The organism is Bradyrhizobium sp. AUGA SZCCT0158, from assembly GCF_018130065.1.
Classification (GTDB): Bacteria; Pseudomonadota; Alphaproteobacteria; order Rhizobiales; family Xanthobacteraceae; genus Bradyrhizobium.
In genome coordinates this window covers 16,931-31,871 of the sequence record NZ_JAFCME010000043.1, presented here as the reverse complement: position 1 = coordinate 31,871, position 14,941 = coordinate 16,931, and the positions used below count along the sequence as shown (strand labels likewise).

At 66.1% G+C, this 14,941-nt stretch carries 13 protein-coding genes; all 13 read left to right on the top strand.

Annotation, left to right across the window (positions count from 1 at the left end):
- The first annotated feature begins 101 nt into the window (after positions 1 to 101).
- The 13 genes from JQ574_RS33110 to JQ574_RS33050 all read left to right on the top strand — a co-directional run bounded on the left by JQ574_RS33110 (position 102) and on the right by JQ574_RS33050 (position 14,939).
- Positions 102 to 938: an AraC family transcriptional regulator gene (locus JQ574_RS33110; RefSeq protein WP_212204236.1), complete on the top strand. Its 837-nt coding sequence runs from the start codon at positions 102 to 104 to the stop codon at positions 936 to 938.
- Between the two features lie 140 nt (positions 939 to 1,078).
- On the top strand, positions 1,079 to 2,095 hold the full coding sequence (locus tag JQ574_RS33105; RefSeq protein ID WP_212204238.1) for a branched-chain amino acid ABC transporter permease: 1,017 nt from the start codon (positions 1,079 to 1,081) through the stop codon (positions 2,093 to 2,095).
- Positions 2,096 to 2,098: 3 nt separating this feature from the next.
- On the top strand, positions 2,099 to 3,160 hold the full coding sequence (locus JQ574_RS33100) for a branched-chain amino acid ABC transporter permease (RefSeq protein ID WP_212204244.1): 1,062 nt from the start codon (positions 2,099 to 2,101) through the stop codon (positions 3,158 to 3,160).
- 23 nt (positions 3,161 to 3,183) lie between these two features.
- Positions 3,184 to 3,966: an ABC transporter ATP-binding protein gene (locus JQ574_RS33095; protein WP_212204950.1), complete on the top strand. Its 783-nt coding sequence runs from the start codon at positions 3,184 to 3,186 to the stop codon at positions 3,964 to 3,966.
- Positions 3,953 to 6,214 carry an ABC transporter permease gene (locus tag JQ574_RS33090; RefSeq protein ID WP_212204246.1) on the top strand — a complete coding sequence of 754 codons (2,262 nt, stop codon included), beginning with the start codon at positions 3,953 to 3,955 and terminating at the stop codon, positions 6,212 to 6,214. Before JQ574_RS33095 ends, JQ574_RS33090 begins: the two co-directional genes overlap by 14 nt.
- 12 nt (positions 6,215 to 6,226) lie before the next feature.
- Positions 6,227 to 7,060, top strand: coding sequence for a phosphoenolpyruvate hydrolase family protein (locus JQ574_RS33085; protein WP_212204249.1), 834 nt, complete (start codon positions 6,227 to 6,229; stop codon positions 7,058 to 7,060).
- A 39-nt stretch (positions 7,061 to 7,099) separates the two neighbouring features.
- On the top strand, positions 7,100 to 10,006 hold the full coding sequence (locus tag JQ574_RS33080) for a flotillin family protein (protein WP_212204251.1): 2,907 nt from the start codon (positions 7,100 to 7,102) through the stop codon (positions 10,004 to 10,006).
- A 3-nt stretch (positions 10,007 to 10,009) separates the two neighbouring features.
- The gene (locus JQ574_RS33075; protein WP_211995586.1) at positions 10,010 to 10,447 is read left to right on the top strand and encodes an SRPBCC family protein; all 438 of its coding nucleotides are present in this window, start codon (positions 10,010 to 10,012) and stop codon (positions 10,445 to 10,447) included.
- Positions 10,448 to 10,450: 3 nt separating this feature from the next.
- On the top strand, positions 10,451 to 10,894 hold the full coding sequence (locus JQ574_RS33070; RefSeq protein WP_212204253.1) for an SRPBCC family protein: 444 nt from the start codon (positions 10,451 to 10,453) through the stop codon (positions 10,892 to 10,894).
- A gap of 9 nt (positions 10,895 to 10,903) precedes the next feature.
- A complete protein-coding gene (locus JQ574_RS33065; RefSeq protein WP_212204255.1) occupies positions 10,904 to 11,728 on the top strand; it encodes a xanthine dehydrogenase family protein subunit M in 825 nt (274 codons plus the stop codon).
- Positions 11,729 to 11,739: 11 nt separating this feature from the next.
- A complete protein-coding gene (locus JQ574_RS33060; RefSeq protein WP_192740553.1) occupies positions 11,740 to 12,222 on the top strand; it encodes a (2Fe-2S)-binding protein in 483 nt (160 codons plus the stop codon).
- A gap of 10 nt (positions 12,223 to 12,232) precedes the next feature.
- Positions 12,233 to 13,912: a xanthine dehydrogenase family protein molybdopterin-binding subunit gene (locus JQ574_RS33055; protein ID WP_212204257.1), complete on the top strand. Its 1,680-nt coding sequence runs from the start codon at positions 12,233 to 12,235 to the stop codon at positions 13,910 to 13,912.
- Between the two features lies 1 nt (position 13,913).
- Positions 13,914 to 14,939, top strand: a complete 1,026-nt coding sequence (locus tag JQ574_RS33050) for a xanthine dehydrogenase family protein molybdopterin-binding subunit (protein WP_249119764.1) — start codon at positions 13,914 to 13,916, stop codon at positions 14,937 to 14,939.
- The last annotated feature ends 2 nt before the right edge of the window (positions 14,940 to 14,941 follow it).

Below are 14,941 nucleotides of genomic sequence, written 5' to 3'. Positions count from 1 at the left end.
CCTGGACCGGTGGCGGCCGGGGCAATTTGCCTGTTGTCACAACGCGATCTCCTTATACATTCTTCCATAACCGCGCACAAAGATGGGCGGGGAGGAAACCGATGAGTATTGCTCACGCGGTCGCACATGGTGCGTTCGGGCGCGCTTGCCTCTATGAGCTGGATCGGCCGATGGTGCCGCATGCCCATCGCGAGGGGCACCTGATCTTTCACGTCAGCGGACCGGTCGCCAGCGTGGTTGTCGATGGGAAGGCCTTGCCGCTCACGCCCTCCAGCGCAACGGCAATCAGCCCATGGCAACCGCATTATTTCGCGCCGGTTGACCGCCGGGAATCAACGCTGACGCTCGTTCTCTACATCCGCCCGGGCTGGTTTGTTGAGGCGAGCCACACGGCCTTTGAAATCCTGCGCTTCGGCCGCTCTACCGTCGAAATGAGCGACCACATCACCCGGCTTGTCCTGGAAACCGCACGGCTTCTCGCCGACCATGGCGGCTGCGACGGCTCTTTCGAAGACCGGCTCAGTGCGCTCACCCAGGCGGCCTTCGATCAGACCTGGCAGTGGACGAGCGCGGCTGACAGGCCGGCTGCCCATTGCTCGGGACTGCGGGATTTCCGCCTGAGGCGCGCGATCAGCCTGCTGAGCGAGAGGCTTGGCGAGCCCGTCGACCTTGCAGAGATTTCGCGGAACGCCGGGCTTTCGCGCCCGCATTTCTTCAAGCTGTTTCGCGAGCAGATGGGTCTGCCCCCGACGATCTTCCTCAACGCCCTGCGCATGGAGCGCGCGATCGATCGATTGGCCGGAGGCACGGAAACGGTTTCTGAAATCGGGCTCGATCTCGGCTTTGCGACCCCGGCGAGCTTCTCGCGGTTCTTCATCGCCAATGGCGTCGTGCCGCCGAGCGCCTACCGGCGCAGCGTTGCGGGCCTCACACACTGAAAAAGAGGTGCATCACTCCAAAGAAGAGACGTTCGGGCTAGAGAACAGACGTTCGGGAAAAGACAGGCCGGCAACTTCGATCTAGCCTTCAATCCAACGGTGGCGAAGTTCGCCACGGGAAGCTGTTGGGCCGTTCTGAGATGGACAATTACATCAAGCGCTATCCGCTCTGGAGCCTGATCTTTTTCCTCTTGGCCGCAGCGTTCCTGTGTCTTGTGCTGGCCCCCTGGCCACCCGAACTGGTGGCGGTTTGGGGCCGCAAGCAAATTTTCCTGAATGCCCTTTTGGGCGGCATCACGCTTGGCGCGCTCTATTTCCTCGTGGCTGCCGGCTTCACGCTGATCTTCGGCCTGATGCGCGTCGTCAATCTGGCGCATGGGTCGTTGTTCCTGATCGGTGGATATGTTGGCTACGAGGTCGCGACCGCCTCGGGTTCGTGGCTGCTGGCATTTCCGATTGTGTTCATCGTCGTGGGGCTGATCGGGCTCTTGATGCAGTTCTTCATCTTCTCGAAAATGGAAGGCGAGGAGCTCCGCCAGACGCTGGTCAGCATCGGGCTTTCGATCGTGTTTGCCGACCTCATGCTGTGGTGGTGGGGTGGGCAATCCTATTCCATTCTCGCTCCGCAATTCCTGCAGGGGCCGATGGAATTGCCCCTCGTGAGCAACATCAACGACGCGACCGGCGTGGTCACGTGGCTGCGCTACCCGTCCGTGCGTGTCTGGATCCTGGTCGCGGCAATCGTGATCGGGATCGCGATGTGGCTGGTTTTGAACCGCACCGCGCTCGGCATGCTGATCCGTGCGGGCGTGGACGACCGTGAGATGCTGGCCGCCTCCGGCGTGCGCATCCACTTGGTGTTTCTGGCGGTGTTCGGCTTCGGCGCCGGGCTTGCCGGTATTGCGGGGATCATCGGTGCCACGTTCCAGTCGCTGTCGCCGGGGGAGGACACACGTTTCCTGCTGGCGAGCCTCGTGGTGGTGATCGTCGGAGGCATGGGGTCGATCGTCGGCGCGGCTTTGGGCGCGCTGATCATCGGGGTGGCCGAGCAGATGGGGTTTGTCTACGCGCCGACCTACTCGATCGTTCTCACCTTCCTCATCATGGCGGCGGTGCTGGCGTTTCGGCCGCAGGGCCTTCTGGGAACGAGGCGATAGGCCATGTCGGTTGCCGATCAAGCCCCTCGCTTCGCCAGCCCCGTCGACCAGCGGATGTGGTCCGAGCGCATTCCCGCCCCCTGGTGGATCCTCGGGTTGATACTGCTGTTGCTGCCGATCGTGGCCAACAATTTCTGGCTGTTCCAGATCATGGGCTGGACTTTCATTCTGGGCATGATCGGGCTCAGCCTGATGTTCCTCGCCGGCTATGGCGGAATGGTGAGCCTGCTGCAAATGTCGATTGCGGGGTTGGCCGGCTACATGGTCGCCATCCTCGGGCCGTCCGGCGCGGCCAATGTCAGTCTCGGCCTCTCCTGGTGGATCGTGCTCCCGGCCGCCTTCCTGATCGCGGCGCTTTTCGCGACGATGTGCGGCGCGCTCGCCGTTCGCACGGATGGCATCTACACGATCATGATCACGCTCGCGATCGCGGCGGCCTTTTTCTATTTCACACGACAGAACTACTCCATCTTCAACGGCTATTCCGGGTTCAACCTCGTGTTGCCGCCGAAGCTCTTCGGCGTGAACTGGCGCGATCCCCTGCCTTTCTACTACCTCTCCCTTGCCTGCGCCGCGCTTTGCTACGGCGCAGTGGTCTATCTGGCGCGCTCCCCCTTCGGGCTCGCTCTTCAGGGCGTGCGCGACAACCCGCGCCGCATGGCGGCACTGGGTTTCAACGTCACCGCCCATCGCGTGGCGGCCTACGCGCTGGCCAGCGTTTTCGCCTCCACGGGCGGGATTCTTCTGGTCTGGCAGAATGCGCAGATCGCGCCGGGTACGATCGGCATTTCCTCCGCGATCGATGTGCTCGTGGTCGCTGTCGTCGGCGGGATGCGCCGTCCGCTCGGACCGTTTATCGGCGCTTTCATCTACGTGTTGCTGCAGGTGTTCTCGACCGACATTCTCGGTTTTTTCGGGTTTTCGGCGGATCGCTTCAAGCTGATCATCGGGATCGGCTTCCTGGCGATCGTGCTGTTCTCGCCGGATGGCGTGCTCGGCCTATGGGATCGCTGGCGCGCGAGGATGGCGGCCCGCAAGGCCGCGACGACGGGAGGCGGGGCATGAACGCGCCCGTTGTGTCTTCCCGGATGAACGTGCCCGGGGCCGGCAATGCCAGCTCCGGCAATGCGCTGGAACTGCGCGGCATCACCAAGATGTTCGGCGCGCTGGCCGCAATCTCGGACGTCACGCTTTCGGTGAAACCGGGCGAAAGGCGGGCCGTTCTCGGATCGAATGGCGCGGGCAAAACCACGCTGTTCAACTGCATCACCGGGGATTTTCTGCCCACAGCGGGCCTGGTCCGGTTTTTTGGCGAGGATGTGACGGTCTTCCCGCCTCATGAGCGCATCCGCCGGGGCCTGCGCCGCACCTACCAGATCTCCTCGCTCTTCACCGGGCTGAGCGTGATGGACAACGTCTATCTGGCCTGCTGCGGCGTTTCGCGAAACCGTTTCTCGCTGGTCCGGCCTCGGCCCGACGATGCACTCGTGCAGGCAGCGGAAATACTGGTCGAAGCCGTGCACCTGACCGCCGATAAGGACCGCCTGGTTGGCGAACTGGCCTATGGCCAGCAGCGCCAGCTCGAAGTTGCCCTGGCGCTATCAGGCGCGCCGCGCTTTGTGCTGTTCGACGAGCCTGCGGCAGGGCTGTCGCCGACCGAGCGCGCCGAACTGGTGACGATTTTGACCTCGCTGCCGGCGCATATCGGCTTCATCATTATCGAACACGACATGGATGTCGCGCTGCGTGTCGCCGACAGCGTGACGATGATGCACAACGGCCGGATCTTCAAGGAAGGCCGGTCCGACGAGATCGAATCCGATCCGGAAGTTCAGGAGCTTTATCTCGGAGGCGGTCATGCCCATCACTGACCGCCGTCAGCAGCTACGCGGCACGCTGCCGGCGCTCCAGGTCAGCGGGCTGAACCTGTATTACGGCCGCTCGCACGCGCTGCAGGGCGTCGATCTGACCTTGCAGGATGGTGTGCTCAGCCTGGTCGGCCGCAACGGCATGGGCAAGACCTCGCTGTGCAAGGCGATCATGGGCCTGGTGCCGGTGTCGAGCGGCTCGATCAGCGCGTTCGGTGAGGAACTGGTCGGCCGTTCCACCACCGACATCGCCCGGCTCGGGATCGGCTATGTGCCGCAGGGCCGGCGACTGTGGCGGTCGCTGAGTGTCGACGAGCACTTGCGGCTGGCGCAGCGCGGGCCGCGCGGCGGCTGGACGCGGGAGCGGGTCTACGACACCTTTCCGCGGCTTGGTGAACGCAAGAACAACGCCGGCTCACAGCTCTCCGGCGGCGAGCAGCAGATGCTGGCGATTTCGCGGGCGCTCCTGCTCAATCCGCGGCTCCTGATCATGGACGAGCCGACCGAAGGCCTCGCGCCTGTCATCGTCGCGCAGGTCGAGGACATGCTGGTGCGGCTGAGCGAGGAAGGCGACGTCGCTATCCTCGTCATCGAACAGAACATCGGCGTGGCGACCGAGATCTCCGAAACGGTCGCGATCATGGTCAACGGCCGGGTCAACCGCGTCATCGAGGCGGCGCGGCTGGCAGCCGATCGCGACCTGCAGCAGCGCCTGCTCGGCGTTGGTCGCCATGGCCACGAGGAGATCGAACCGCCGCCTGCTTCTGCGAGCGAGCCCGGCGGCCGCCGGACCGCAGCGGCGCCAGCTCGCAACGATGCGCCGATCCGGGTCTATTTGTCGAACCCGGTGCTGCCGACCCGCTGGAGCGCCGATGTTGCGGCCGCGCGGATCGAGGCGTCCGCGCACACCCTGACGCGCATGCCCGTCGTCGCCGCGACCGCCGCGTCCGACCGCAAGGTTGGGCGCAGCATAGGTGGTCTCAACGAACCGTTCGTCGCGGTAGCCGGTACGCTCGATACCAAGGGCGAGGAGCTGCGCTTCATCGCCGACATCATCAAGGCGGCGGGCCTGCCGGTGAAGCTGGTCGACCTGTCGACCACGGGCCGGATCTCCGGCGCGGATGTGCCGCCGCTGGAAATCGCGCTGCATCACCCGCGCGGTTCCGCCGGGGTGTTCAATGCCGACCGCGGCGCCGCCGTGGCGGCGATGGCGGAGGCTTTCGAGACCTGGGTGAAGGGCAAGTCCGGCCGCGACGGCGTCAGGCTGCTCGGCCTTATTTCCGCCGGCGGCTCCGGCGCCACGGCGCTGGCGACGCCGGCGATGCGGGCGCTGCCGGTCGGCGTGCCGAAGCTGATGATCTCCACCGTCGCCTCCGGCAACACGCGGGCTTATGTCGGCCCTTCCGATATCATGATGATGTATTCCGTCACCGACGTTCAGGGCCTGAACGCGATTTCGCGACAGGTGCTGGCGAACGGCGCGCAGGCGATGGCCGGGATGGCGAGGGCGCGGCTGGAGGCGAGCAAGGCGCCGCCGCCGCGCCGCCACGCCGGTGGCGACCGGCCGCTGGTAGGCCTCACGATGTTCGGCGTCACCACGCCCTGCGTGCAGCAGGTGACGAAACTGATCGGCGACGATTACGAATGCCTGGTGTTCCACGCCACCGGCATCGGCGGCCAGTCGATGGAGAAGCTGATCGACGGCGGCATGGTGCCGGCGGTGATCGACGTCTCGACCACCGAAATCGCCGACCTGTTGTTCGGCGGCGTGTTTCCCGCGACCGAGGACCGGTTCGGCGCCATCATCCGCACCCGGATTCCCTATGTCGGTTCGGTCGGTGCGCTCGACATGGTCAATTTCGGCGCGCCCGACAGCGTCCCCGAGCGCTATCGGACGCGGTTGCTTCATCAGCACAATCCGCAGGTCACCCTGATGCGGACAACGCCCGCGGAGAATGCCGCAATGGGCCGCTGGATCGGCGAACGGCTCAATCTGATGGAAGGCCCGGTGCGCTTCCTGCTGCCGGAGGGCGGAGTTTCGGCGCTCGACGAGGCGGGTAAGCCGTTCTTCGACACCGCGGCGCGCGAGGCACTGTTCGGCGCGCTGGAGGCGAGCGTGCGGCAGACGGCGTCGCGCCAACTCGTTCGCGTTCCGCATCATATCAACAGCGCGGCGTTTGCGGCCGCGCTGGTGCAGCATTTTCGCGCGCTGCAAGGCGCACGGCCGCGCGCACGCGCCGCGGGCCGGTAGGGGATTTACAGCATGGCAGCGATCGATCGGCAGGCGCTTCTCTCCAGGTTTCACGACATGATCGCGCGCGGCGAGCCCATCGTCGGCGGCGGCGCCGGCACCGGGCTATCAGCCAAATGCGAGGAAGCCGGCGGCATCGACCTGATCGTGATCTACAATTCCGGCCGCTTCCGGATGGCCGGGCGTGGTTCGCTGTCCGGCCTGATGCCGTATGGCGACGCCAATGCCATCGTGATGGAGATGGCCGCCGAGGTGCTGCCGGTCGTGAAGAAGACCCCGGTGCTGGCCGGCGTCTGCGCCACCGATCCGTTCCGCAGCATGGACCGCTTTCTCGACGAGGTAAAAGCTGCGGGCTTCTCCGGCGTACAGAACTTTCCGACGGTCGGATTGATCGACGGCAGCTTCCGTATCGGGCTGGAGGAAACCGGCATGTCCTACGCGCTCGAGGTCAAGATGATCGCGCTGGCCGGAGCCAAGGGCCTGTTGACGACGCCCTATGTGTTCTCGGCCGACGATGCCGCAGCGATGGCGGGCGCGGGGGCCGACATCATTGTCTGCCATTTCGGGTTGACCGCCGGCGGCGCGATCGGCGCGCGGACCGCACTGAAGCTCGAGGATGTTCCGGCCATGCTGGACGCCTGGGCGGCGGCGGCGCTCGCGGTGAAGCCTGATGCGATCATCCTCGTGCATGGCGGTCCAGTGGCAGAACCCGCGGACGCCGAATTCGTGATCAAGACCTCGCGACATTGCCACGGCTTCTACGGCGCTTCCTCGATGGAGCGGTTGCCGGTCGAAGTCGCGATCCGTGAGCAGACCCGAAAGTTCAAGGCCATCAGCCGCAGCTGAACGGACCATGCGACAGCACTTTGTGAAGGGAGAACAGATATGTCAGGCCAGCTGATCGGATCGCTCATTCTCTGGCTGATCGTCGCGATCATCGTGATCGCGATCGTCGTCTATCTGGTGAACTGGCTGTACCGGCGCTCGTCGAAGGAAGCAGCGTTCGTCCGTACCGGTGCTGCCGGCGAGAAAGTGGTGATCGATTCCGGCGCCTTCGTGCTGCCGTTCATCCACGACATCACGCCTGTCAACATGAACGTGCTGCAGATGCGGGTGCATCGCGGCCAGGACGACGCCATCATCACCCGCGACCGGATGCGGGTCGACATCGACGCCGACTTCTACGTCCGCGTCCGCGCCACCGCCGAGGCGGTGTCGCTCGCGGCCTCGACGCTCGGCCGGCGCACCATGCAGCCGGAGACGCTGCACGAACTGTTGTCGGGCAAGTTCGTCTCGGCGATCCGTTCGGTCGCCTCCGAGATGACGATGGAGGACATGCACGAGCAGCGCGGGGTCTATCTCGCCAAGGTCAAGGAGGCTGCCGCCGAGGCGCTTGCCCAAAACGGGCTCGAACTGGAATCGGTGGCGCTGACCAATCTCGACCAGACCGACCTGCAATATTTCAACGCCTCGAACCGCTTCGACGCCGAGGGCCTGACCCATTTGATCGAGCAGATCGAGGGCCGGCGCAAGGCGCGCAACGACATCGAGCAGGATTCGATGATCAAGATCCGTTCGCGCAATCTCGAGGCGGAGAAGCAGTCGCTCGAGATCGAGCGCGAGAGCGAACTGGCGCGCCTGGAGCAGCAGCGCGACGTCGAGGTGCGCCGCGCCGTGCAGCGCGCCGAAATCGCCCGCGAGCGAGCGATGCGCGACACCGAGGCCGAGCAGGCCCAAATCAACGCGCGCGAGGAAATCGAAAAGTCGCGGATCGGCAATGAACGCGCCATCAGCGAGGCAAGGATCGCCTCCGAGCGCGACGTCCGCCAGCGCGAGATCGAGCGCAGCCAGACCGTCGACCAGGCCGAGATCGCCGCGCGCGAGACGGTGGAGAAGGCGCGGATCGCCAACGAACAGCTGATCAAGGAGGCCCGCATCACCGCCGACCGCGAGATCCGCGAGCGCGAGATCGAGCAGTTGCGAGCGTTGCAGGCCGCTGAAATCGCCGCGCGCGAATCCACCGAACGCGCCCGGATTGCGCAGGAAGCGTCGGTCAGCACCGACCGGATCGCCAACGAGCAGCGGATTTCCAGCCTCGACATCGAGAAGCGGCGGTCGATCGAGGAAGCCGACATCGCCGCGCGGCTCGCCACTGAATCCGCCGAAATCGCCCGCAACAGCGCGATCATCGCCAGCCGCCTCGCCGCGGAGGAAAAGCGGCTGGCGCGCGAGATCGTCCGTGATCGTACCGTCCAGCAAGAGACCATCGCGGCGAAGGAACTGGTGGAGTCCGCCCGCATCGTCCAGGAGGAGCGCGTCCGCGCGCTGACCATCACGCGCAACCAGGCAATCGACGAGGCCGAGATCGCCGCACTCCATGCGGTCGAGGCGGCCCGGATCGCCAACGAGAAGGAAATCGCGGCGCATCGCATTCTCGCCGAGCAGGAAACGCGGTCGCAGGAGATCGCGCGGACGCAGAGGCTGGAAGGCGCCGAGATCGCCGCGCGCGAGGCAACCGAGACCGCCCGCATCGCACAGGAGCAAGCCGTTGCCGCCTCGCGGATCGCTTCCGATCTCGAAATCCGCAGCCTCGATATCGATCGCGCCAAGGCGATCGAGACCGCCGAAATCAAGAAGCGCGATGCGGTCGAGGTCAGCCGGATCGAGGTCGAGCTTGCGATCGACAAGGAGCGGATCGCGGCCTCCAAGAGCCGCGAGGTGCTGCAGATCGATCAGAAGAAGACCGTCGAGATCGCCGAAGAGGAGCGCGTCATCGCGATCTCCGCGCGGAAGATCGAGCGGGTCGATTCCGACCGTGCCGTGCGCGCCGCCGAGATCAATGCACGCCAGGAGGTCGAGAAGGTCGACATCACGCGCGAGCGCGAACTGGAGGTGGCTCGGCTGGAACGCCGCAAGGCGCTCGAACAACTCGATATCGCGCGCAACCAGGCGCTGCAGGAATCCGAAATTGCGGCGCGCGAGGAAATCGAACGTGCGCGCATCGCCTCCGAGCGCGGCCTCGACGAGGCCCGCGTGGGCCGCGACCGCGACCTGCGCAAGCTCGAGGTCGATCGCGAACGCGAGGTCGAGAGCGCGGTGATGGACAAGGCGATCGCGATTTTCGAGAAGTCGCTGCTGGAATCCGCAGCCCAGGTAAAGGCGGAGATGGCGAAGGCCAAGGCGGTGGAGGCCGAGGAGATCGTCAAGACGGTGCGCGAAAGCGAGAACGCCAAGCGACGCACCGCGGTCGAAGTCATGCTGGCGAGAAAGAACGCCGATGAGAAGCGGATCGGGGCCGAGGCCGATGCGATCCGCGCCGCGGTCGATGCGGAAGCGCAGAAGCTGCTCTACGAGGCCGAGAACGCGCTCACCGACGAGGCGCGGTACGGCCTGTTCCGGCGACGGCTTCTGGACCGGATCGAGGGCATCGTTCGCGAAAGCGTCAAGCCGATGGAGAAGATCGAGGGCATCCGCATCCTGCATGTCGACGGGCTCGGCGGCATGGCCGGCAATGGCGGCGGCAGTTCGCGCACGCCGACCGACGAGGTGATCGAATCGGCGCTGCGCTACCGGGTGCAGGCACCGCTGATCGATCAGGTGCTGAAGGAAATCGGGATCGAGGGCGGCAACCTCGCCAAGATGGGCGGGTTGATGCGCGAGGCCAGCGACATGCAGCGCGTCAGCAAGGAGGCCCTGCCACCCAAGCCGAAGGACGGGCCAGCCCTCACAGAGTCGGGGCCCGGCGAGCGCAAGCCGTCCGGCCGCGGCGATAAAGGCAAGGGCAAGGAGTAATCAATGGCCCGCGTCTACGTATCCAGCGTCATCAATGCGCCGGCGACCAAGGTCTGGGCGCGCGTGCGCGACTTCAACGGTTTGCCGAACTGGCATCCCGGTATCGCGGAGAGCCGGATCGAGAACGGTGAGCCGGCCGACAAGGTCGGCTGCGTCCGTGCGTTCGCGCTGCGCAACGGCGACCGGCTGCGCGAAAAGCTGCTCGGCCTGTCGGACTTCGACATGGTCTGCACCTATTCGATCCTGGATTCGCCGATGCCGCTGACCAACTACGTCGCCACGCTGCGGCTGACGCCGGTCACCGATCAGGACCGCACCTTCATCGAATGGAGCGCCGATTTCGACTGTGCGCCGGAACTGGAAGCGGACTTGGTCGGCGGCGTCGGCGGCAATGTGTTCCAGACCGGTTTTGACGCGCTCAACCGCGCCTTCGGAGCCTGAGCCATGCCGCGGGTGGTTCGCAGCACCATCATCGACGCCCCGGTCGAGCGGCTGTGGGCGGTGCTGCGCGACTTCAACGGCCATGAATCCTGGCATCCGATCGTCGCCAAGAGCACCATCGAGCGCGGCTATCCGTCCGACAAGATCGGCTGCGTCCGCCGCTTCACGATGCAGGACGGCGCCGAATTGCGCGAGCAACTGCTGGCCCTGTCGGATCTGGAAATGACCTTCAGTTACTGCCTGCTGGAGACGCCGATTCCGCTGTTCAACTACGTCGCCCATGTCCGGCTGCTGCCGGTCACCGACGGCAACCGCAGCTTCTGGCAATGGGAGGGCCGGTTCACCACGCCGGCCGGGCGCGAGACGGAGCTCGCCGAGCTCGTCGGCAACGAAGTCTATTCAAATGGCATCGCGGCGGTCCGCCAGCTGCCCGAACTCGCAGGTTAGGAAAACGCCATGCCCGTCAATGTCCGCATCGTGCAGGGATTACAGGAAGCCGCTGAAATCCTGGCCAGCGACCGCGGCGCGCAATTGCTCGGCGGCGGCACGCTGCTGGTGCGCGATATCAACGAAGGCGTGATGACTGATGGCACGCTGCTGCGCGCGGTCGATCCGGCGCTGCTGGCGATGAACACCGGCGGTGCACGGGTCGAACTCGGCGCCGGCGTCACCATGGCGATGGTGCTGGCCAGCCGGGACCTGTCCTATCTGCACGCGGCGGCGCGCGGCATTGGTGGCCCCGCGGTGCGGACCACGGCGACCATTGGCGGCAATCTGTTCGCCGCGACGCCCTATGGCGATTTCACCACCGCGCTGCTGGCGCTCGACGCGGTCGTCACGCTGCATGCCGGTTTCGGCGGTGCGCGGGTGATGCCGCTCGAGGAGATGCTGGCGAACCGGGCGCGGGGCGGGGTGGGACTGGTTGCTTCGGTTGGCTTCAGCCGCCCGGCCGGCGCCGATGCGTTTCGCTTCGTCAAAGTCGCCCGCGTGCGGCCCAAGGGCGTCTCGGTGCTGTCGATCGCGGCGCATCTGCCGCAGAACTCGGGGCGGATCAGCGGCGCGCGGATCGCTTACGGCGCGATGGGGCCGACGCCGCTGCGCGCCAAGGCGGTCGAGCGCGTGCTCGAAGGCCGCAGCCTCGACGCATCCACGATCGCTGCGGCGAAGACCGCGGCGCTCGAGGGCACGCAGGCCGCGACCGATGCGATCGCCTCGGAGTGGTATCGCCGCGAAGTATTGCCTGTGCATCTCGGCCGGCTGCTTGCCGGCGAGACATCCTGAAGGAACTCAAAATGGCCCGGATGCCTGTACAGTTTCGCCTCAACGGCTCGGATCGCGCGGTGTTCGTCGAGCCGGCAGAAACGCTGCTCGGCACCATCCGGCGAGGGCTCGGCGATTTCGCCCCCAAGTTCGGTTGCGGCCAGGGCACCTGCGGCGTCTGCACCGTGCTGGTCGATGGCGAGCCGCGATTGGGCTGCCTCACGCTCAGCGTGACCTGCGAGGGCCGATCGATCGAAACCGCAAGTGGGCTCGCTGATGGGCCGACCCTGCATCCGCTGCAGGCCGCCTTCATGGAGCATTTCGCCGCGCAATGCGGTTTCTGCACGCCCGGCATGCTGATGGCGGCGAAGGCGCTGCTCGACCGCAATCCGAACCCTACACGTGTCGAGGTCGTCGAGGCGATCGCCGGCAATGTCTGCCGCTGCACCGGCTACGAGCCGATCATCAACGCCATCCTGGCCGCCGCGCAGCAGCGCGGCGTCCGCCGCGCCTGAGGAGATCCCGATGCTGGAGTTTCGCAAGGATCTGTTCGCCGACGAGCGCGACGACAATCTCAACGTGATCGGCAAGGGCGAGCAGCGCCAGGACATGCTGGGGCATGTCACCGGCCGCACCCGCTTCTTCGACGATCACGGCTTTGACGGCCTGCTGCATCTGAAGGTCGTGCGCTCGCCGCATCACCACGCCCGGATCCGGAGCATCGACGTGACAGCCGCGGAGCGCGCGCCTGGCGTCAAGCGCGTGATCCGCGGGCAGGACGTGCCGCTCAACAAGAACACGCTGCTCAGCCTGATCGATTTCGGCAAGGACGACGAGCCGACGCTGGCGGTCGACAAGGTGCGCTACAAGGGCGAGCCGATCGTCGCCATCATTGCCGACAGCGAGGCGGAAGCCCTGGCCGCGGTCAAGCTGGTTCGGGTCAGCTACGATCCGCTGCCCACGGTGTTCGACGTGCAGGAGGCGCTGAAGCCGGGCGCGGTCGTCGTCAACGAGACCTATCCCGGAAACTATTTCGAGTATCACGACAAATACGACCATCAGAAGCTGCGCTTCGGCGATGTCGAGGCCGCGTTCCGCACCGCCGATCACGTGATCGAGGAACGTTACCAGATGTCGCCGATCGAGCACGCCTCGACCGAGACCAACGGCACCATCGCCGCGCCCGAAACCAACAACCGTTACGTCGTGCATTCCTGCGCGCAGGGCCTGTTCTTCTCGCTCGGCACCACCGCGAAAATCCTCGCGCTGGAATCCAACCGGCTGCATTTCATCGGCGGCACCGTCGGTGGCGGCTTTGGCGGCAAGGTCGACTCGCTGACCGAGCCGCTGGCGGTGCTCGGCGCGATCCTCACAGGCCGGCCGGTCCGCTACGTGCTGGGGCGCGAGGAGGAGATGCAGTTCGCCTCGCCGCGCGGGGCCGAGCGGCACGTCATCAAGGACGGCGTGATGCGCGACGGCCGTATCGTCGCGCGGCAGATCACCTCCTATTTCGATGCCGGCGCCTATACGCGGCTGACCAGCTACGGCGTGGTCAAATGCGTCGCGCACATGCCGGGGCCCTACACGATCCCGAATGTGCGCGGCGACGCCTATTGCGTTTTCACCAACCGCGTGCCGGCCACCGCGATGCGCGGCTTCGGCGTCACCGGGGTGGACTTCTCGATCGAGGTGCAGATGGACAAGCTGGCGCATCTGGTCGGCATCGACCCGATGGAGTTCCGCATCCTCAACGCCTATCGCGACGGCGACATGAAGGCGCATCGCCGCGTCGCGCACAACACCGCGCTGATCGAATGCGTGCAGGTCGTGGCGCAGAAGGTGAACTGGCCTTTGAGCGAAACCGCGCGGCGCGCTTCGTCGCTGAGCGGCGGCGGCGGCCCGCGCGCGGCTATACCGCCCACCGTGACCGATGAGAGCGGCCGGATCGGCCGGCCGGAGACACGGCAGGCGCCGCCACAGCTGACGCCGGGCGCGGCTCCGCTCCCGGCCCATCAGCCTCGGCCCGTCGTGCCGGTCTATCAGCCGCCGCCGGCGCATCAGCCGGCGGCCGCGCTGCCGAATTATCCGGCGCAGCCGGCCGATGCCGCGCCATTGCCGGCTCCGGCGCCGCCGGTCCCGAATGCGCCGGCGCCACCCCAACACGGCGCGGCGCGGTTCTCGTCGGTGTTCACACGGAGGCGCTGAGATGGCACGGCATCAGGGGCGCGGGATGGCGTCCATCAACTACCCGATCGGCATGAATCTCGGCGGCGATCCCAGTCAGGCGCTGGTGCACGCCAATCCGGATGGCAAGTTCACCGTGGCGCTGTCGGCGATCGATCTCGGGCAGGGCATGAAGCAGGTCAGCCGGCAGATCGCGGCGGAGACGCTGGGCGTGCCGATCGAGGACGTCTATGTCGATACCGCCGACAGCGACACCGGTCCGCACGACATGGGCTCGTTCGCCTCTCGCGGCACGCATCGCGTCGGCAACGCGGTGATCGTCGCCGCAAAGGAGGCGCGGGGCGTGCTGCTGGAGGCCGCCGCCGAGGAGCTCGAGGTCAACGCCGACGACCTCGTCACCGACGGCAAAGGCAACATCCACGTCCGCGGCGCGGCGTCGAAATCGATCACCGTCAAGGCCGCCTCGCAGGCTGCGCAGTTCAAGCAGGGCAAGACCATCTCCGGCCGCGGCATCTTTCTGATCCCGCTGTCCACGGTCAATCCGGAGACCGGCGAGATGTCGCCGGTCACCGCCTACGCCCACGCCTGCCTCGTCGTCGATCTGGAGGTCTGCGACGAAACCGGTGACGTCAAGGTCAACAAGCTGACCAGCGCCTATGAACTCGGCCGCGCGCTCAATCCAAAAATGGTCGAGCAACAACTGGTCGGCGGCGCCTGGATGGGCATGAGCCACGCGCTCTACGAGACGCCGGAGCCGTATTATCCCAACCCCGAACATGGCGGCCGCGACTACAACGAATATCTGATGCCCGGCCCGGGCGACATCGCGCCGCACGACATCACGGTGCTGGAGCGACCGGCGCCGGATGGTCCGTTCGGTGGCAAGGGCCCCGGCGAGATGTGCGCCAATCCGGTGCTGCCGGCGGTCGCCAACGCGATCTTCAACGCCATCGGTGTGCGGATCGATACGCTGCCGATCACGCCGGAAAAGATCCTGCGTGCGCTGAAGGCGCAGGGCGGCGCGCGGCCGCAAGTCCGGCGCGCATAGGG